This window comes from Arsukibacterium sp. UBA3155, assembly GCA_002364615.1.
Classification (GTDB): Bacteria; Pseudomonadota; Gammaproteobacteria; order Enterobacterales; family Alteromonadaceae; genus Alishewanella.
The window spans coordinates 59695-78754 of the sequence record DEYP01000013.1 but is presented as its reverse complement, the minus strand read 5'-3'; the positions used below and the strand labels follow the sequence as shown (position 1 = coordinate 78754).

At 47.1% G+C, this 19060-nt stretch carries 16 protein-coding genes; 13 read left to right on the top strand and 3 right to left on the bottom strand.

The window, feature by feature from the left end; translation table 11 throughout:
• Window positions 1-301: 301 nt before the first annotated feature.
• From tkt to B2X65_RS04305, 10 genes are all read left to right on the top strand, one after another.
• Complete coding sequence (gene tkt, locus B2X65_RS04350; protein WP_290610898.1) at window positions 302-2302, top strand: transketolase; 2001 nt, start codon at window positions 302-304, stop codon at window positions 2300-2302.
• 57 nt (window positions 2303-2359) lie between these two features.
• Window positions 2360-3373 carry an erythrose-4-phosphate dehydrogenase gene (epd, locus tag B2X65_RS04345; RefSeq protein ID WP_290610897.1) on the top strand — a complete coding sequence of 338 codons (1014 nt, stop codon included), beginning with the start codon at window positions 2360-2362 and terminating at the stop codon, window positions 3371-3373.
• A 16-nt stretch (window positions 3374-3389) separates the two neighbouring features.
• Window positions 3390-4574: a phosphoglycerate kinase gene (locus B2X65_RS04340; RefSeq protein WP_290610896.1), complete on the top strand. Its 1185-nt coding sequence runs from the start codon at window positions 3390-3392 to the stop codon at window positions 4572-4574.
• Window positions 4575-4674: 100 nt separating this feature from the next.
• A complete protein-coding gene (gene fba, locus B2X65_RS04335) occupies window positions 4675-5739 on the top strand; it encodes a class II fructose-bisphosphate aldolase (RefSeq protein ID WP_290610895.1) in 1065 nt (354 codons plus the stop codon).
• Between the two features lie 262 nt (window positions 5740-6001).
• Window positions 6002-6772 carry a DUF3450 domain-containing protein gene (locus B2X65_RS04330; protein ID WP_290610894.1) on the top strand — a complete coding sequence of 257 codons (771 nt, stop codon included), beginning with the start codon at window positions 6002-6004 and terminating at the stop codon, window positions 6770-6772.
• A gap of 6 nt (window positions 6773-6778) precedes the next feature.
• Window positions 6779-8146, top strand: a complete 1368-nt coding sequence (locus tag B2X65_RS04325; protein ID WP_290610893.1) for a MotA/TolQ/ExbB proton channel family protein — start codon at window positions 6779-6781, stop codon at window positions 8144-8146.
• A complete protein-coding gene (locus tag B2X65_RS04320; RefSeq protein WP_290610891.1) occupies window positions 8146-8673 on the top strand; it encodes a MotA/TolQ/ExbB proton channel family protein in 528 nt (175 codons plus the stop codon). The genes B2X65_RS04325 and B2X65_RS04320 overlap by 1 nt, the downstream gene beginning before the upstream one ends.
• Before the next feature lie 11 nt (window positions 8674-8684).
• Window positions 8685-9089, top strand: a complete 405-nt coding sequence (locus tag B2X65_RS04315; RefSeq protein ID WP_290610890.1) for an ExbD/TolR family protein — start codon at window positions 8685-8687, stop codon at window positions 9087-9089.
• A gap of 2 nt (window positions 9090-9091) precedes the next feature.
• Window positions 9092-9706: an energy transducer TonB gene (locus tag B2X65_RS04310; protein WP_290610889.1), complete on the top strand. Its 615-nt coding sequence runs from the start codon at window positions 9092-9094 to the stop codon at window positions 9704-9706.
• Between the two features lie 2 nt (window positions 9707-9708).
• A complete protein-coding gene (locus B2X65_RS04305; RefSeq protein ID WP_290610888.1) occupies window positions 9709-10974 on the top strand; it encodes a tetratricopeptide repeat protein in 1266 nt (421 codons plus the stop codon).
• A 90-nt stretch (window positions 10975-11064) separates the two neighbouring features.
• Here the strand turns inward: B2X65_RS04305 and prsR are convergent, their stop codons facing one another.
• From prsR to B2X65_RS04290, 3 genes are read right to left on the bottom strand one after another with little or no spacing between them, the layout of a single operon-like run.
• Complete coding sequence (prsR, locus tag B2X65_RS04300) at window positions 11065-12423, bottom strand: PEP-CTERM-box response regulator transcription factor (protein WP_290610887.1); 1359 nt, start codon at window positions 12421-12423, stop codon at window positions 11065-11067.
• A gap of 1 nt (window position 12424) precedes the next feature.
• Window positions 12425-14497 (bottom strand): XrtA/PEP-CTERM system histidine kinase PrsK, encoded by a 2073-nt coding sequence (prsK, locus tag B2X65_RS04295; protein WP_290610885.1) that lies wholly within the window; start codon window positions 14495-14497, stop codon window positions 12425-12427.
• A 14-nt stretch (window positions 14498-14511) separates the two neighbouring features.
• Window positions 14512-15264: a S1 family peptidase gene (locus tag B2X65_RS04290; protein WP_290610884.1), complete on the bottom strand. Its 753-nt coding sequence runs from the start codon at window positions 15262-15264 to the stop codon at window positions 14512-14514.
• Between the two features lie 140 nt (window positions 15265-15404).
• Here B2X65_RS04290 and B2X65_RS04285 point away from each other — a divergent pair, with 140 nt between their 5' ends.
• The 3 genes from B2X65_RS04285 to B2X65_RS04275 all read left to right on the top strand — a co-directional run bounded on the left by B2X65_RS04285 (window position 15405) and on the right by B2X65_RS04275 (window position 18945).
• On the top strand, window positions 15405-16232 hold the full coding sequence (locus B2X65_RS04285; protein WP_290610883.1) for a patatin-like phospholipase family protein: 828 nt from the start codon (window positions 15405-15407) through the stop codon (window positions 16230-16232).
• Between the two features lie 167 nt (window positions 16233-16399).
• Entirely contained in the window at window positions 16400-17266 is an 867-nt protein-coding gene (locus tag B2X65_RS04280) for a PEP-CTERM/exosortase system-associated acyltransferase (RefSeq protein ID WP_290610882.1), read from the top strand.
• Complete coding sequence (locus tag B2X65_RS04275) at window positions 17263-18945, top strand: FAD-binding oxidoreductase (protein WP_290610881.1); 1683 nt, start codon at window positions 17263-17265, stop codon at window positions 18943-18945. The genes B2X65_RS04280 and B2X65_RS04275 overlap by 4 nt, the downstream gene beginning before the upstream one ends.
• Window positions 18946-19060 lie beyond the last annotated feature (115 nt).

The following is a 19060-nucleotide window of genomic DNA, read 5'->3' as shown; positions in this document are numbered from 1 at the left end:
TCATCACGCTGGGGTAGCAGTACTGTGTTCTCAGCCCTGTCAGATAAGCCAAAAAATAAGGCTTATTATCACCACCAGAAAAATAGCCGCTTATTTTAGTAAAACAGGCTGGCCTTGGCTAGTAATATTTGACGCCCAGACGTCTTTAATGCCAAAGTTTACGGTAAAGTTAACAGACCGATCACTTGCAACAGGAAAATATTGGTTGTCACGGATTAACATTTGCCATCTGGACAACAGTAAGTGAAAATAAGGCCCAAGTTTTATGCCTTCCCCAATAAAGCCACTAGCAGGAGCTACAATGCCATCTCGTAAACAACTCGCCAATGCCATCCGTGCCTTAAGTATGGACGCGGTTCAAAAAGCAAAATCAGGCCACCCTGGTGCCCCCATGGGCATGGCAGATATTGCTGAGGTGCTCTGGCGGGATTACCTGAAGCATAACCCGGCTAACCCGGCATGGGCCGACCGTGACCGTTTTATATTATCCAATGGCCATGGCTCTATGCTGCTTTACTCATTGTTGCATCTTAGCGGCTATGATTTATCCATTGATGATTTGAAGCAATTCCGGCAGTTGCATTCCAGAACCCCGGGCCACCCGGAATATGGCTATGCGCCGGGTGTTGAAACCACCACCGGCCCGCTGGGCCAGGGGCTGACAAATGCGGTGGGAATGGCGCTGGCTGAAAAAGCCTTGGCCGCCCAGTTTAACCAACCTGAGTTTGCAGTGGTTGATCACCATACCTACGTATTTTTAGGTGACGGTTGCTTAATGGAAGGTATATCTCACGAAGCCTGCTCCATTGCCGGTACCTTAGGCCTGAATAAACTTATTGCCTTTTGGGATGACAACGGCATTTCAATTGATGGGCATGTTGAAGGATGGTTTACCGACGATACGCCGGCCCGGTTTGCTGCTTATGGCTGGCATGTTATTGCAAATGTAGATGGCCACAATAGTGAGGCAGTTAGTGCAGCCATTGCCCAGGCCCAGGCTCAAAGTGATAAACCAACCCTGATCTGCTGTAAAACCGTTATCGGTTATGGCTCACCGAATAAAGGCGGCAGTCATGACTGTCATGGTGCACCGTTGGGCGATGCTGAAATAGCAGCCTCGCGTGATTATTTGCAATGGCCACATGCGCCGTTTGAGATCCCTGCTGATATTTATGCGCAGTGGGATGCCCATGCCAAAGGTGCTGAAGCAGAACAGCAGTGGAATACCTTGTTTGCTGCTTATCAGCAGGAACATCCGCAGCTGGCTGCCGAGTTTAGCCGGCGCACTGCCGGTGAACTGCCCGCCAACTGGGCAGAGCAATCACAGGCCTATATTGAAAAATTACAAGCCAACCCTGCCACCATTGCCAGTCGTAAAGCATCGCAAAACGCCTTAAATGCGTTTGGTCCGTTGCTACCGGAAATGATGGGTGGTTCAGCTGATTTGGCAGGTTCTAATTTAACCATTTGGTCCGGTTCTAAACCGCTTACTGCAGCTGATGCCAGCGGCAACTATATTTATTATGGGGTACGTGAATTTGGCATGTCAGCCATGATGAACGGTATAGCCCTGCACGGTGGTTTTGTGCCTTATGGCGCTACCTTCTTAATGTTTATGGAATATGCCCGCAATGCGGTGCGAATGGCTGCGTTGATGAAGCAGCGGGTGATCTTCGTTTATACCCACGACTCAATTGGTCTGGGTGAAGATGGCCCAACGCACCAGCCGGTAGAGCAACTTATCAGCTTGCGGGCGACACCAAACCTGATGAACTGGCGCCCTTGTGACCAGGTAGAGTCGGCGGTAGCCTGGCAGGCAGCCATTGAACGGACCGACGGTCCAACCACCTTAATTTTCAGCCGGCAAAATCTGGTGCAGCAAGCACGCGATGCTGCAGCGGTAAGCAATATCAGACGCGGTGGTTATGTACTACTGGATAGCAAACAAAGCCCGGAACTGATTATTATCGCTACCGGCTCAGAGGTTGAACTGGCGGTACAAGCTGCCAAAAACCTGACTGAGCAGGGCAAGCAGGTGCGGGTGGTATCCATGCCATCTACCGATGTGTTTGACGCTCAGGATGCAGCGTATCGCGAGGCCGTATTGCCAGCTGCAGTAACCAAACGTATTGCGGTAGAAGCAGGGATTGTCGACAGCTGGTATAAATATGTCGGCTTAGCGGGTGATGTCATCGGCATGACCAGCTTTGGTGAGTCGGCACCAGCCGATGAGCTGTTTCAGCATTTTGGCATTACCGTCGACGCGATTACTCAGGCTGCAACCAAACAGCTTAACGGTTAACCGTTAGCATTAATCCAATTCCGGGGCCGCATTGCGGTCCCACTTCTATGTGGTGATATGGCAATTAAACTGGCAATTAATGGCTTCGGCCGCATTGGTCGCAATATTTTGCGGGCTATTTATGAAAATGGTTGGCAACAGCAGCTACAAGTTGTTGCTATTAACGAGCTGGCCGATGCTAAGGGCGTCGCTCACCTGTTAAAGTACGATACCTCGCATGGCCGCTTTGGCAGTAAAGTAGAATCATTCGCCGGCGGGATCCGGGTCGCGGGCGATGAGATAAATTTATACAGCGAAGCCGATCCGCTGGAATTACCCTGGGCGGAACTGGATGTTGATATTGTACTGGAATGCACCGGGGTGTTTCATAGCCGGGAGCATGCAAGCTGGCATTTAACCGCCGGTGCTAAAAAGGTACTGTTTTCTCATCCGGCAGATGCTGATATTGATGCAACGATAATATATGGCATTAATCAGCATTTGCTTAGCACTGAAATGACCGTTATTTCTGCGGGTTCTTGTACCACCAATTGCATTGTGCCGGTGATCCAGGTGCTGGACCAGCATTTCGGGGTAGAAAGCGGCACTATTACCACCATTCATGCTTCTATGCATGATCAGCAGGTTATCGATGCCTATCATCCTGATTTACGCCGCACCCGGGCGGCCAGCCAATCGATTATTCCGGTTGATACGAAGCTTGCCCTGGGCATAGAGCGCATTTTGCCAAAATTTGCAGGCCGGTTCGAAGCGATAGCCGTTAGAGTGCCAACGGTTAACGTTACCGCAATGGACTTAAGTGTTACCTTACATCAGGATGTTAGCATTAGCCGGATAAATGAAGCATTGCAACAGGCCGGTCAGTCCAGCTTAATGGGTATTCTCGATTATACTGAAGAGCCTTTAGTGTCAGTCGACTTTAATCATAATCCGCATTCCTGCATTGTCGATGGCTCCCAGACCCGGGTAAGTCATAAGCGCCTGGTGAAATGCCTGGTGTGGTGTGATAACGAGTGGGGTTTTGCCAACAGGATGCTCGATACAGCACGGGCTATGCTGCAACAAATTTAAAGACAAGGAGCGAAATATGAGCGTTATTCGGATGAGCGATCTGGATTTAGCAGGAAAGCGGGTGTTAATTCGGGAAGACTTAAATGTACCGGTAAAAGACGGTAAAGTTACCTCTGACGCCCGCCTGAAAGCCGCAATCCCTACTTTAAAACTTGCCCTTGATCAAGGCGCCCGCGTAATGGTGATGTCGCACCTGGGCCGCCCGGAAGAGGGCGTGTTCACTAAAGATGCGTCGTTGCAGCCCGTCGTGGATTATCTGGCAGAGGCATTACAGGTGCCGGTAAAATTAGCCAGTGACTATTTGCAGGGAGTTGAAGCAAACAGCGGCGAAGTGGTGGTGTTTGAAAATGTCCGTTTTAACCCTGGCGAAGGCAAAAACGACGACCAGCTGGCCAGAAAGCTGGCCGCATTATGTGATGTGTTTGTGATGGACGCCTTTGGTACTGCTCACCGGGCACAAGCTTCTACTCATGGTGTAGCGAAGTTTGCACCCGTTGCCTGCGCCGGCCCTCTACTGGTGGCAGAGCTTGATGCCTTAGCCGCGGCGCTTAAAAATCCGAAACGACCACTGGTCGCCATTGTTGGTGGCTCAAAAGTTTCTACTAAACTAACAGTTCTTGAATCTTTATCGGGCCTTGTTGATCAGCTTATTGTTGGCGGCGGTATTGCCAACACTTTTATTGCCGCAGAAGGTAATAACGTAGGTAAGTCTTTGTACGAGCCAGATTTAATTCCTGAAGCAAAGCGACTGATTGAACAAGCCAAAGCCCGGGGGGCTATTATACCCGTACCTACCGACGTTGTTGTCGGGCAGGAATTCAGCGAACAAACCCCGGCCCGATTAACGATGGCAGCGGATGTTGCCAGTACAGAAATGATTTTTGATATTGGTCCGGCAACCATAGGTAAACTTACCGAGATTATAAAAAAAGCCGGCACTATTGTCTGGAATGGCCCGGTAGGGGTGTTTGAATTCGAGCAGTTTGCGGCCGGTACCAAAGCGTTGGCAGAAGCCATTGCGCAAAGTGACGCATTTTCAATTGCGGGTGGCGGTGATACGCTGGCGGCTATTGATAAATATGGTATTGCTGATGATGTTTCGTATATTTCGACTGGCGGTGGTGCGTTTTTAGAGTTTCTGGAAGGCAAAACCTTACCGGCGGTAGCGATATTGGAGCAACGCGCTAGCGAAAAGCATTAAAGCAATGTCATTTAAAATTCATAATAAAATAAGCACAATGTTTTACCTACACTACGATTATTAAATACAAACTGTACCTTAGTATAAAAGAGAGGCTTTCATGGCACTGATATCATTACGGCAAATGCTCGATCACGCCGCCGAAGTAGGCTACGGCATTCCGGCATTTAACGTAAACAATCTGGAACAAATGCGAGCCATTATGCTGGCCGCTGATAAAACGGACAGCCCGGTGATAGTGCAAGCTTCAGCTGGCGCGCGCAAATATGCGGGAGCCCCGTTTTTACGGCACCTTATTTTAGCCGCCGTGGAAGAGTTTCCGCATGTGCCGGTGGTCATGCATCAGGATCATGGCACATCACTGGCAGTGTGCCAGCGTTCCATCCAGCTTGGGTTCTCATCGGTAATGATGGATGGTTCATTGGGTGAAGATGGTAAAACACCAATGGACTACGCTTACAATGTAAATGTAACGCGCAAGGTTGTTGAAATAGCGCACGCGTGTGGCGTATCGGTTGAGGGTGAGTTAGGTTGCCTTGGGTCACTGGAAACCGGAGAAGCCGGTGAGGAAGACGGTATTGGTGCAGATTGCGTGCTGACTCATGACCAGATGCTGACCGATCCGGAAGAAGCGGCCCAGTTTGTACGCGAAACACAAGTCGATGCGCTGGCTATTGCCTGTGGCACATCGCATGGTGCGTATAAATTCAGCCGGCCACCAACGGATGATATTCTGGCCATTGACCGGATTAAAGCAATTCATCAACGGATCCCGGATACCCATCTGGTTATGCATGGTTCTTCTTCCGTGCCGCAAGACTGGCTGGAAGTGATAAATGAGTACGGTGGAAAAATCCCGGAAACTTATGGTGTGCCGGTGGCTCAAATACAACAGGGCATTAAGTTTGGTGTGCGTAAAATTAACATCGATACCGACTTAAGGTTGGCATCTACTGGTGCCATTCGCCGCTATCTGGCGCAGCATCCGGCAGAGTTCGACCCGCGAAAATATTTGCAGGCGTCGGTAAAAGCCATGGCAGATATCTGCATTGCGCGCTATGAAGCCTTCGGTTGTGCCGGAAATGGTAGTAAAATTAAAGCATTGTCACTTGATGCTATGGTTGAACTTTATGCGGCAGGTAAATTGACACCGAATATAAAATAAGCAATAAATTTAATGTTTCATTAAATTTTCAGAAAGACCGATTTAATGGCGCATAAAATGGGTGATAAACCGGCCGGATCATCGTGGTAAACCTTAGGTTCAGGCAGCTGCATGCTGTTGACAACCTGCGTTTTAACTGCAATGATGCGGACGGTTTACCCTCTAACCGAGGGCTTATTGTATCTGAATTTTGTATCTGAATTTCAGCATAAGCTCTTACACTAATCAGGTTACGTTAATCAGCAATAATTGGTTGGGAACTATGTTTAACAAAAAAATTCAAAAGAGTCTTGTTGCCTCAGCACTGGCTGGCAGCTTAGCTTTTGCCGGCTCAGCCGCTGCAACAGACTTAAAAGATCTTCACCAGGCGAATAGCCAGATCCAACGTGCGGCTTTGCAGTCTCAGGAAAAAATAAACACCATATACGAGCAAACTCAGGAATTGTTGGGTGAGTACCGTGTTGTTGTGGTGCAAACCGAAAACTTAAAAGTGTACAACGATTTTTTGCAAACGCTGGTTAACGACCAACAGCGCCAGATTAACTCTCTGCAACGTCAGATGGATGATCTTGAAAATACCAACAAAGGCACCGTGCCGCTGATGTTCCGGATGATTGACGCGTTAGAGCAGTTTGTAAACGCCGATATTCCACTGCGCACCGAGCGTCGTCTTGAGCGCGTAGAGAAGCTACGTGAATTGATGGAACGTTCTGATGTACAGCGTTCAGAACAGTACCGTCAAATTCTGGAAGCTTACAGCATTGAAATGGGCTACGGCTCTGAAATGGCTGCTTTCCAGGGCACCCTGAATTTTGAAGGCCAGGAAATTACCGTTGATTATTTAAGTGTTGGCCGCCTTGCTTTGGCCGCGCAGTCTCTGGACGGCAAAGCAGCCTGGGCTTACAACAAAGAAACAAAAAGCTGGGAAAAGCTACCTGATTCATACATGAATTCAATCACCAACCTTATCAAGATGTCGCGTCGTGAAGCGACCCCTGATATGGACCGTGTACCACTTTTCGCAGCGGAGTAAGAATAAATGAGAAAGGCTATTAAAACTTTAGTTGTTGCTGCTGCCGTGACGTTATCGGCATCTGTAGCATTTAACGCTGCAGCAAACACTGCTCAGCTTGACCAGCTTTTAGAGCAAATTAAAAAAGAACGTGCTGTTGAAGGCCGGATGAATCAGGAACGTGAGCGTGCTTTCCTGGCCGAACGTGCTGATAAGCAAGCGTTATTGAACACCGCTAAAAAGCAGTTTGCTGATGAAGAAGCCCGTGGTAAGCGTCTGGCTAAAGCATACTCTGACAATGACATCTTAATCGCGCAGAAAATCCAGGAGCTGGAAAGTGCTCAGGGTACTATGGGCGAAGTATTTGGTGTGGTTCGTCAGGCAGCTAACCAGACAATCGGTGTTATCACCAGTTCTCTGATCAGCGCTCAGTATCCAGGTCGTGAAGAGCCACTGCGCGCTATCGCTGCAGCAACTGAACTACCAACTCTGAGCCAGATGGAAGACCTGTGGGTTGCCATGCTGACTGAAATGACTGAATCAGCTAAAACGTCGCAGTTTGACGCTGAAGTGGTTATGTTAGATGGCGGCAGTTCAACTGAGCGGGTAACCCGGTTTGGTTCTTTCCACCTGACCACAGATACCGAATATCTGATCCGTAACGTTGATACTGACCAAATTCAGCCACTGGGTCGTCAGCCACAGTCAAAAATTCATAACTCTGTTGCTGAATACCACAACACGGCTAAGGGTGAGTTAGCAGGTTTATATGTTGACCCGACTAAAGGCAACAGCTTACTGCGCTTAAACCAGCAACGTAGCACACTGATGGAATACTACCACCAGGGTGGCACCGTTGGTTACCTGATCACTGTGTTACTGTTTATCGGTTTACTGATTGCACTTGAGCGCTTCCTGGTATTAACCGTGGTAGGCGGCAAAATGCGTTCACAGCTGAAAAACCTGGCTAACCCTTCAGACAGCAATCCACTGGGCCGTATTCTGAATGTGTATCATCAGAACCGTTCAGCTGATGTTGAAAACCTTGAGCTTAAATTAGATGAAGCTATCCTGCGTGAGACGCCAAGCATCGACCGCGGTATTGGTTTAATCAAGTTATTTGCTGCGGTAGCACCGCTGATGGGTCTGTTAGGTACCGTTATCGGTATGATCCTGACGTTCCAGCAAATTACTCTGTACGGAACCGGTGATCCGAAACTGATGGCAGGCTCAATCTCCTTAGCGTTGGTTACCACCGCTTTGGGTCTGATTGCTGCTTTACCATTACTGTTTGTACACAGCATTGTACAAGCTAAAGCGAAATCTATTTTACACGTGTTAGATGAGCAAAGCGCAGGTATTGTTGCTGCTCATGCGGAGAAGGAGAACGCCTAATGATGACCCAGCTAGTAGGGCTGTGGGAATCGGTACAGGATTTTATTCATACCGGTGGCAACGTGTTATACGTTGTTGCCGTGGTGCTCTTCGTCATGTGGTTTTTGATGTTAGAGCGCTACTGGTACGTATCGGCAATATTTCCTAAGATTAAAAAGGATATTATTACCCGGTGGGATGCCAGAGCAGATACCACGTCCTGGTATGCCCATAAAATCCGTGATACCTGGATTTCTGAGGCGACAAATGACCTTGATCAGCGGATGTTACTGATTAAAACTTTGGTTGCAATGTGTCCATTGGTTGGTTTACTTGGCACAGTAACCGGCATGATAGCGGTATTCGACATTATGGCGACGCAAGGTACTGGTAACCCCCGTACCATGGCAGCCGGCATTTCGATGGCAACAATTCCGACAATGGCGGGTATGGTTGCTGCATTATCAGGTTTGTTTTTCAGTTCGCGGCTGGAAGTGAAAGTGAAACGGGAAAAAGCAGATCTCGTTGACAGCTTACCGCATCATTAAGAGAGAAATTTATGGCACGTAAACGTATTCGTGAAGACGAGGAAGCGGCAATCGACATCACGCCGATGATGGATATCGTTTTCATTATGTTGATATTCTTCATCGTTACTACTTCTTTCGTCAAAGAAGCCGGTATTGATGTAAACAAGCCGGAAGCAACCCAGGCACAGCAGAAGCCGACAGCTACTATCTTTATCGCTATTCGTGAGAATGGTGAAGTATGGATGGACAAGCGTATGGTCGATATTGAGCGGGTTTCTGCCAACATTGAGCGTTTAAGAGCTGAATCACCGACAGATACTATTATTCTGCAGGCTGACGTAGGCGCTAAACACGGTGTAGTAATGGAAGTAATGGATCAGATTAAATCAGCTGACCAATCGCTTGTTATTACCATTGCCGGGGAGAAAAAATAGTTATGATACGTTTCCTAACATCGTTAATTATCGGTGCAGTGGTAACGTTTCTGTTGTTTCTGATTATGGCGCTGCTGATACAAAGCAGCGACAAACGTCGGGCGCCTGAGCAAGAGCGTATTGTTGTTGAAATCAACACTACGCCGCCTGATTCAGATACACAGGTGCGGCGGCCTCCACCGCCACCACCACCACCACCACCGGCTGAGCCGCCAAAAACGCCGCAGCCAGAGCCTGAGCAGACTAATACCGCCGGTGCGGTTGGTTTTAACATGCCAGGTATGGACTTAGGTGCAAACGTTGGCTTGAATAACCCTGGTTCTTTGTTACGTGATGGTGACGCTACCCCGATAGTGCGGATTGAACCGCGTTACCCGGTACAAGCAGCCCGTGACGGCTTACAAGGCTGGGTTCGCTTAAGCTTTACTATTATGGAAGACGGCAGTGTTGATAACGTAGAAGTTATTGAAGCCGAACCGCGTCGGGTGTTTGACCGTGAAGCGATTCGAGCCCTGCGCCGTTGGAAATACAGTCCCAAAGTTGTTGACGGTAAACCAATGCAACAGCCAGGTCAGCAGGTACAGTTAGACTTTACCCTTGACATGGCAGGAGGTTAACTATGAACAAATTAACGTTATTAACTTCCAGTTTAGTGTTAGCTGCAAGCTTCAGTATTTTCTCACTTCCGGTCGTAGCTCAGGATTTAACTGCAGCAGACCGTGAGCGGATTGAAGCGCGTAAAAACGCGAAAACGCAGTTACCTGGCGAGCGGGTAGGTCGGACGATAACTAAAGCACTTGAGCTTTACAACGAAGAAAAAGTTGATGAAGCGATAGCAGTATTAGTTGATGCTGACCCAAGCGGTGATTTCGATAAGGCATTTTTGAACCGGTTTCTCGGTAATTTATATGCCTTTAAAGATATTCCTCAGGCAATAAAGTATCTGGAATTAGCCGTTAAACCCGATGTACTGGGTTTTAATGACCAGGCTGCTGCACTTAAAATATTAGCCGACCTGCAAATTCAGGAAGGCCGTTTTAAGGTTGCCATTGAAAGCTACCGTCGTTGGATGCGCTTTACCGGTGAAAATGATCCAGATGCATATTTGCGTATAGCTAATGCGCATTTTCAACTGGGCGAATACGATAAAGTTGTCCCTGCGGCTGATAATGCGATCCGCTTTTCAAAAGAGCCTAATAAAAATCATTATTTGATGAAAATGGGCGGTTATTACGAGCTGAAACGTTATCCGGAAACAGTGGCTACAGTTGAAACCATGGTGCAGTTATTTCCAGAGGAAAAGACTTACTGGATTTATCTGGGTAACTTTTACACGCTGGTTGAAGACTATACTAAATCGTTAAGCGCTTTTCAGATTGCCCATACACAAGGTTTTCTGGAAAAAGAGTCAGAGTTTAAAGCGCTGGGTCAGATGTATGCGAATAACAATATTCCATACAAAGCAGCCTCGATTTATGAGAAGTACGTTAAGAGCGGTCAGATTAAGAAAGATAAGACCATGTTAACGGCCATTGCTTCAAATTATCAGGCGGCCCGTGAGTTTAGCAAAGCAGCTGAGTACTATGGCGAGCTGGCAAAACTGACTAACGAGGCGGATGCTTATCGTCGGCAGGGCATGGCATTGATGTCTGTGCAGCGTTACTCCGATGCGATTACTGCATTTAATGCGGCGCTAAGCAGAGATGCAGATCGTCCTGGCAGTATTCATCTGAACATTCTGGAAGCGTATTTCTATCAGGGTAAACTGAAAGAAGCCTATGCTGCATTACAGGATGCGAAGAAAGATCCTTCAACTTCACGTCAAGTGCGTAGCTGGGATTCTTACATCAAAGATCGTGCTAAAACTAAAGGTATCACCCTTTAACCCTGGCACGTTTAAAAAAAGCCCGCATGTTGCGGGCTTTTTTGTATCTGGTTATCAGTTATGTCAGGGACAAGTGAAACTTAATTCAGCTTAATGCTCTGTATCTGTGTGACGTAAGTCGTGTAATCGGTATTTATCAATCAGGGCATATAACGTCGGCCGGGTTATCCCCAGTAAGTCTGCTGTTTTAGATAAATTGGTATTGGCTACTGCGTAGGCATGGCGTACGGCCTGTGTTTCAGCTTGCTCTCTGACCTTTCGTAAGGTATCGACCTTATCGTTATGGTTAGTATCAAGGCCAAGGTCCGGCGCATCAATTAGCTTATTATCAGTAAGAATGACGGCGGACTTAAGTTTATTTTGTAGTTCGCGAATATTACCCGGCCAGCCATGATGTAGCATTGCCTGAATAGCATTGTCGGTAAAGCCATGAACTTGCGAGTGATATTCCAGATTAAATTTGTGCAGCAGGGCTTTGGCAATAATAATAATGTCGTGACCGCGATCACGAAGTGGTGGAATTGTCAGGGTAATTTCGCTGATCCGGTAATACAAATCTTCGCGGAAAGTCTGACTGGCAACCATTTCTGCCAGATTACGATGGGTAGCGCAAATGACCCGGACATCCGCCTCAATTTCCTGTCGCCCGCCAATACGTTCTATAACCCGCTCTTGCAGGAATCGAAGCATTTTCGCTTGTAAACTTAATGGCATGTCACCAATTTCATCTAACAACAAGGTGCCACCATTAGCGCATTCAATTTTACCCAGGGTGGTTTTATTGGCCCCGGTAAATGCACCTTTTTCATAGCCAAATAACTCACTTTCCAGCAGGTTTTCCGGAATAGAAGCACAGTTAATGGCAACAAAAGGCTTATTGGCCCGGGTACTTTGTTTGTGAATAGCGCGGGCAAAAACTTCCTTGCCGGTGCCACTCTCGCCAAGCAGTAACGTGGTAATCTCAGTGGGGGCAATTTTTTCGACAGTGCGGCATGCCTTAATCATCGCCTCACTATTACCAATAATGTCTAACTGAGCACTGCTACTGGCTTTTAAGGCACGGTTTTCCTGCTCAAGCTCGGTCAGCTTAAAGGCACGTTGAATAATGATGTTTAATACATCAGCATCAACCGGTTTCTGGTAGTAGTCGTATGCGCCCAACGCCACAGCTTTGAGGGCATGTTCATTGTCGGTGTTTCCGGTTAACACTATGACTTTACAATCTGGTTGAATAGCCAGAATTTCCGCCAGGCACGCCAGGCCCTCTGAGGCATTGGCCGGATCAGGTGGTAACCCTAAATCAAGAGTGACAACCGCTGGCTCGTAGCGTCGTAGCTGGGTCATCGCATTTGCTTTGTCGTCTGCAAAGACTATTTCGTAGTCACTCAGGCTCCATTTAAGTTGCTTCTGGATACCAATATCGTCTTCGACGACCAGTACAGTTTTCATATCACGTTCCTTGTATGACTTTTTCTTGCTGCGCAGCTAAGCTTACCGCAGATTTTAGCGGAAGTAACAGCGTAAATGTAGTTCCCTGGCCCGGCACACTGTTTACAGAGAGCTGACCACCCTGTTGTTCTACAAAATGTAAGGCGTCATGGGCGCCAATGCCCATACCTGCGTTGCCTTTGGTTGAATCGAATGCTTTAAATAACCTGTTTTGAATAAAAGACTCTGTCATGCCACAACCGGTATCAGTGATGCGCAGCTGCAACTGACCTTGCGATTCGGTCACGGTCACCGCTACCGCACCATCTGCCTCGGTGGCGTGCTGGGCGTTATCAATAAGATGATACAGCACACTGCCAAAACGATCTTTGTCGATAAAAACCGTGCAATCTTGTTCTATCACAAGCGAAGGAACCGGTTTTTTTACTGCGCATCTATTGTCGATAACATCTTGTACCAAGCGGCCCACAGACACCAGGCTATCTGTTTGCTGATCAGCTCTTTTGTTGGTCAGCTGGCTTAGCATGTTTTGCAAACGTTGCTGCATTGCTGCAAGGGTACTGAAGCTATCATCGATAAACTCGGGGTTGTTCCGGTGCTTCGTTGCATTTTTTAGAATCAGATCTATTTGCGCTTTGACGTTTTTTAAATCATGAACAACAAACGCTGACATTCGGCTAAAGGCAATAAACTGGGCATTTTCGCTTAATGTCTGGCTGGCTTGCATCAGTAGCAGCTGACTGGATATTTGCTCAGACACCAGGCTTAAAAAGTCTCTTAACTCCCAATTTAACCTCAGTTTATTGACGGCTGGGGCATTCATTACGCAAACACCCCACAAGGCTCCTTTGGTGTGAATGGGAATAATAAGCTGGATATCTAGAACTTTATCGGCAATGACGCTTCGCACAAAAGGATCAGTATTATCGGTTAAATCTACCAGCCAGTTACGGCTGCTGAAAAACTGTTGGTAGGCGGCTATCAGCTGTTGCTCATCGCTGTTTAACTCATGACGTTGCTGCAGTGCCAGGGTAACAATGTCGTTGCCTTTAAACCGGATAATAGCGCCTCTGCTGTAGCTTATGCTGTTTAACCACGCCTGCAATAAACTTTTATAATGATCTTCCGGCCCGGTTATATCTATTTTCTGCAAAGATCGGGTAAGTCGCAGCCATTTTTCACGATAATCAAATTTATTCGCAAAAAAATGCTTCTCGATAAATACCTTAAGTTTCCTTCGAAGAGTACCTGATAAGATTAAAAAAATCAGGATGGCGATACCCAGAATAATAAAGGTTGCCTGAATTAAATTTGACCAGTTGCCACCGAAGTAGCGAATGTAGAAGCCGGTAATCGCCAACAGACAAAGGTAAACACCGGCACCTAATACCAGTGAGCTTTGCAGCACGATATCCCGGGAAATATAAACGTTAATGCCCCAGGCTTTAATGCGCCGCACCGCTATTATCATCAGCGGCAGCATCGCCGAATAGACAAAGCCCCGGGCGAACCAGATTTGATCATCAATCCGGCCAAACAAAGCGGATTCGGCCAGTAGAGCAAAATCGTACAGGGTAGTAATGGTCAGGGCCAGAACCAGCGGTTTATACTGCCATTTTGCCTCACCTGAACGCCGGTATAAGGCTTCCAGCAATGCAAGCTGTAAAATACAGATAGCCAGATTACCGGTAAACATATTGCTGGCACTGAGCAGTGAACTGCTAGAAATAACACCCCAGCTGATAAGACAAATCAGCAAACCGTAAACATGTGGCTGACGAATAAACTGGCTTAAGGTATTGCTAGCCTGGCTAAGTGCGGCAAACAGAAACAACAATAGCATGCCGTTTTTAGTAATTTCAATGACATGCGAGCTAAGCGAAGTAAACGGCAGCGCTGACGACCAGCTGTAAAACACCGCCCAGCAAAAGCTGGTAAATGACAGCGCCAGTAACAGATATTTTGGCAGGTTTGTTACTTTAGTAGTAAGCAATAAACCGAAAAAAAATAAATAAGCGACTGCCGCCAGCACAAAACCGATTTTATCCAAACCAAAGCTTAACATGTTATCCATAAGCGAAAGCCCGTCTAGTTTGCTTGCTGCATAAGGTCCAGCAGATGCTGACTGGGAATGGCATAGCTGATCCCACTTGGGTCGCTTAGTACCGCTTCACGGCTGGTTTTAATATATACCTGGTTTATAATGCCAATAACTTCGCCATTATCATGGCGGTACAGGGCGCTGCCGCTGTTGCCTGGATAAGCAACCGCATCTAACTGATAAACCAGATAGGGCTTGTCCAGTTGCTTTAGCATTGCCAGCTTTAAATCCCGGGAGTTCTCGACAGGAATAGCGATGGGCGTGTGTGCAGCAATAATACCGCTGTGTGTCGCCGGATATAACCCCAGAACCTGAGTAATGGGAAAACCGGTAAACGCTACTGGTGTACCTTCCGCAACCAGAGCAGCCTTACTTACCGTTAATGCCGGTAATTGCCCGCTAATGCTCAACAATGCCAGATCATAGGCTGGCGCATGCCTTTGTTCGGTTATCTTATGTACCTTTAATACTGTACCCTGACCCGACAATACAACGTATTGCTCAAGTTTGCTCTCATCCAGCGGGTTGGCAATAACGTGGTAGTTTGTCACAACGCGGTTACCGGGGCTGACCACAAAGCCGCTACCAATCAGCCGGATCCGCGGAGAGCCCGTCGGGTTTGAGATGCCGATGGCAACCACAGCGGGTTTAACTTTTTTCAGGGTATCAACAAGTTCAGTTGCATGGGAGGGTAGACTAACCAGTAGGCAGAAGATAAAAAAATAAATAGGCTTAACCATAGCAATAATACTTTCCCTTTCCTTGGTGAACTTCATCATACTAGCGTATTTGTACACAAATTGCTCTAGCAAGCGCTGGAAACTTATCGATATTCACCCATACTGAGATAGTAAATAATAGTAAAAAGTTAAGGTTGCTGATGCCTAAGGAAATAGTACCCATCTTATCCGGGGGCGGCACCCGACTATCTTGTTATATCGGTATTCTGGAAGCGTTGCAGCAACAGGGGCTGACGTTTCGTCATATTGTTGGGGTATCGGGTGGTAGTATTGTGGCAGCCTTGTTCGCCGCAGGCTGGAACTTACAGCAAATGCATGAGTTAGCGCTAAAAACCGATTTTAAGCAGTTTCGCGGTTTATCTATTACTAAGCTGGTGCGTCTGGGTGGGTTAAGCGATGGCAACGCCTTTGAAACCTGGCTTGATAAAATTCTTGAGGGTAGGCGCTTTGTCGATTTACAGTTGGATTTACACGTGCTGGCAACTGATATTCAGGGCGGCGGGCCAGTCATATTTAACCGCCAACTGACTCCAGACGTAAAAGTGTCACAGGCGATACGCTTTTCGATGTCTATCCCGTTGTTTTTTTCTTTTAAGCGCTTTAAACATCATGTGATGACCGATGGCGTGATCCTGTCAGAAGATGCGCTACACCGGGACTGGTCCGGGCAAGGGTTGCCTGTTGTCTGTTTCCGTTTAAAAAGTGAGGCCAGTTACAAACCCATCGCCACCAGTCGTTACTTCCCGGTGCTGTCATATATTTATATGTTAATTCAGACCTTTATGAACGCAATCTCACGCGAATATGTCCATGCTGAATATTGGCATAACACTATAGTCGTCAATACCGGTGTCATTTCATCTGTCAATTTTGATATGACATTGCAGCAAAAGCAGTGGCTTTATGACATCGGTTACCAGACGGCAAACGATATTGTACCGGTAAAACTGGCTGAGTTATTTACATAACAGCACACTAGCGTCTTGTTTAACGTAATTAAGTGCTACTCTGAGAACAGAATAATTCCAGATGATCATCTACACTTTACGAAGAAAGGATTCGGTTATGATCACTTCAGGTACTTATTTAAAGTACTACAATCAGACAATGATGATTAATGGCTTACGAGGGGTCTATGAGACGGCTTAAATCTCTGGCAGATAAACCCATTATTGGTGGTATCGTTAAAAAAGCAATGGCCGGCCTGGCCAGTAACGATGCTAAGACCATTTCGGCGCATTTTTCCAAGTATCTACGGCCGCAAATTGCTAACACCGAAGCACTTCGACACGAAGTGTATCGGCTGCGGCATCAGGTGTACTGCGAAGAGCTGCATTTTGAAGATATTAAAGAAGGTTATGAAGAGTTCGACGAATTTGACGAGCGGTCGATCCATTGCTTTATCAGACACCTTAATTCTGATGCGCTGGCAGGTACTGTCCGCCTTATCACTTCGGCCAAAGACGATGAGCCGTTACCAATCGAAAAGTTCTGTGCCCATGCAATTGAAGATGAAGAGTTTGCACCGTGGAATTTCCCACGGGAAAGTGTCTGTGAAATCTCCCGGCTGGCGGTGCCTGAAAACTTTCGTAAGCGGGCAATAGATCATTTTAAAGGGGCTGCCACCGGTGCCTTTAATGAAAAAGTGTATTCAGAAAGCGAGCTGCGGTGTTTCCCCTATATTGCGGTGTGTCTGTATATGTCAGCAGCGGCAATGGGCTTTCATTCAAACCGGTTTCATGGCTATGTCATGATGGAGCCCCGGTTAGCCCGTAGTCTGAGTTTTATTGGTATTAATTTTAAGCAACTTGGTAAGCCCATTGAATACCATGGTAAAAGAGCAGCTTACTATATTAATTCAGATATGTTCAGAACCAGCATTTCTTCTGGCTTTACCCGGTTACTTCATTCCATTGAGCGGGATTTGTTTGAACAGGATCAGGGCGATGGCGATAACCGTTTTGGTATTAATTTCGCTGGAAAACTCGGGGTAAATTATTGAACGCCAAATCTAATCAACCTACAGCTGCACTTGCTGGTTTATTGCAACAGAAACTAAGTAAAGATAGCCAGGTGTTATCGTCAGATGCCGAGTTAGAGGCTTATAAACAGAACTGTGAAGGTAGCGAAGCACATCCCAGCTGCGTAGTAAAAATAGGCAATAGAAAGGACATTGTGCAGGTACTTGCCCTGGCATCTGATCATAAAAATACCGGGGTCGTGTTCTCTGTCCATCCCATCAGTACCGGCCGCAACTGGGGCTATGCCTCGGCCAGAGCGAATGATGGCAATGCGGTTATTCTCGATTTATCGGCGTTAAACACCATTAGCTGCGACAATAAAACCCTCGGTATTTTTACCGTAGAGCCAGGGGTTACCCAGCAGCAACTGCGAGACTACCTGGATTTACATCAACTTAAGTATATGGTGCCGGTTACCGGTGCCGGTCCGGGTTGCAGTATTTTAGGTAATGCGCTGGAGCGGGGCTACGGTATTACGCCCTATACTGACCATTTTGCCGCAGTCAATAGCATCCGAGGGCTGCTGGCAGACGGCACTGAGATTCGCTCTGCAGTAGCCGAGCTTGACCAGAGTTGTGATGATTTTATCGATAAAACTTACAAATATGGGCTTGGTCCCTATTTAGATGGCTTATGGACCCAAAGTAATCTGGCAGTGGTCACCGAGATAAGCCTGCGTTTAAAAGCCGATCCAGAGGCATTCTGTGCCTTTTATCTGCAGTTTGCTGACGAGCAACAGTTTGAGCAGGCGCAGCAAATCGTGTTTACCATTTTACAAAAACTGGAAGGGGTGGTCGGGTCCGTTAATATTATGGATCAGCGCAGGGTCACCGCAATGATGGCACCTAACCCAAACGGTCCGGCGGCACATCAGGTGATGACCGATCAACAGCTTGCCAGCCTGGCCAAAGATTATGATATTCCAGCCTGGACTATTGCCGGTACCTTGTATGGCCAGAAATCCGTGGTCAAAGCCGCCAGGAAAGAAGTAAAACGTTTTGCGGGCGGTCACTGCAGTAAAATGATCTTTTCCGATAGCTGGTTAATTAAATTTGGCCGGTGGTTGTTGCAGCTTTTGCCAGATACTTTGCTAGTCAAACAACGGAAAATGCTGGCATCGCTTGATGGTGGCATTGCAATAATGCGTGGCTATCCTAATCAGGTGGCGTTGCCATTAGCCTATTGGCGCAACCCGCATGCTTCACCTGTGCAAAGCAGAGCGCTAAACCCGGCTGCTGACGGTTGTGGCTTGCTTTGGTATGCACCACTGGTACCGATGAAAAGTGACGCTATGCGGCGTTTTATAGACCATGTTCGGACGGTCTGTCCAAAGTATGGTATTGAACCGATGATCACCTTCACCAGTTTAAAGCACGACATGGTCGACAGTACTATTCCCATTGTGTTTAACCTGGCTGATAGCAATGCGGTGGCGCAGGCTCAAGCCTGCCTGGACGAATTAGTCAGCGTAGGGTTAAAGCAGGGCTGGGTGCCATACCGGCTTAATCTTGCACAGCAAGCCAGTTTACTTAACGCCAAGCAGCCATTCTGGAAAATTAGTGCCAAAATTAAACAGGCATTAGATCCGGATAATATTATCAGCCCTGGCCGCTATCAGCCCGGGGGATCAAAGAGTCCATTCCCTGATCAGCAGCCATAAAAAAACCTCCTGGCGTTATATATAGTACATTAAACTATGTATAATGTGTATGAAGGCAGAGAAATCTGCCTTTTTTATTGACATTTTTAAGTGTGGGTATATAGTGCTTTGTATG

Excerpts from the sequence above, each read along its gene's own strand:
- B2X65_RS04325 (WP_290610893.1), top strand. The coding sequence starts at position 6,779 with ATGAGAAAGGCTATTAAAACTTTAGTTGTTGCTGCTGCCGTGACGTTA.
- epd (WP_290610897.1), top strand. The coding sequence starts at position 2,360 with ATGGCAATTAAACTGGCAATTAATGGCTTCGGCCGCATTGGTCGCAAT.
- B2X65_RS04305 (WP_290610888.1), top strand. The coding sequence starts at position 9,709 with ATGAACAAATTAACGTTATTAACTTCCAGTTTAGTGTTAGCTGCAAGC.
- B2X65_RS04280 (WP_290610882.1), top strand. The coding sequence starts at position 16,400 with ATGAGACGGCTTAAATCTCTGGCAGATAAACCCATTATTGGTGGTATC.
- B2X65_RS04340 (WP_290610896.1), top strand. The coding sequence starts at position 3,390 with ATGAGCGTTATTCGGATGAGCGATCTGGATTTAGCAGGAAAGCGGGTG.
- B2X65_RS04315 (WP_290610890.1), top strand. The coding sequence starts at position 8,685 with ATGGCACGTAAACGTATTCGTGAAGACGAGGAAGCGGCAATCGACATC.
- B2X65_RS04285 (WP_290610883.1), top strand. The coding sequence starts at position 15,405 with ATGCCTAAGGAAATAGTACCCATCTTATCCGGGGGCGGCACCCGACTA.
- B2X65_RS04290 (WP_290610884.1), bottom strand. The coding sequence starts at position 15,264 with ATGGTTAAGCCTATTTATTTTTTTATCTTCTGCCTACTGGTTAGTCTA.
- tkt (WP_290610898.1), top strand. The coding sequence starts at position 302 with ATGCCATCTCGTAAACAACTCGCCAATGCCATCCGTGCCTTAAGTATG.
- B2X65_RS04320 (WP_290610891.1), top strand. The coding sequence starts at position 8,146 with ATGATGACCCAGCTAGTAGGGCTGTGGGAATCGGTACAGGATTTTATT.
- B2X65_RS04330 (WP_290610894.1), top strand. The coding sequence starts at position 6,002 with ATGTTTAACAAAAAAATTCAAAAGAGTCTTGTTGCCTCAGCACTGGCT.
- fba (WP_290610895.1), top strand. The coding sequence starts at position 4,675 with ATGGCACTGATATCATTACGGCAAATGCTCGATCACGCCGCCGAAGTA.
- prsR (WP_290610887.1), bottom strand. The coding sequence starts at position 12,423 with ATGAAAACTGTACTGGTCGTCGAAGACGATATTGGTATCCAGAAGCAA.
- prsK (WP_290610885.1), bottom strand. The coding sequence starts at position 14,497 with ATGGATAACATGTTAAGCTTTGGTTTGGATAAAATCGGTTTTGTGCTG.
- B2X65_RS04310 (WP_290610889.1), top strand. The coding sequence starts at position 9,092 with ATGATACGTTTCCTAACATCGTTAATTATCGGTGCAGTGGTAACGTTT.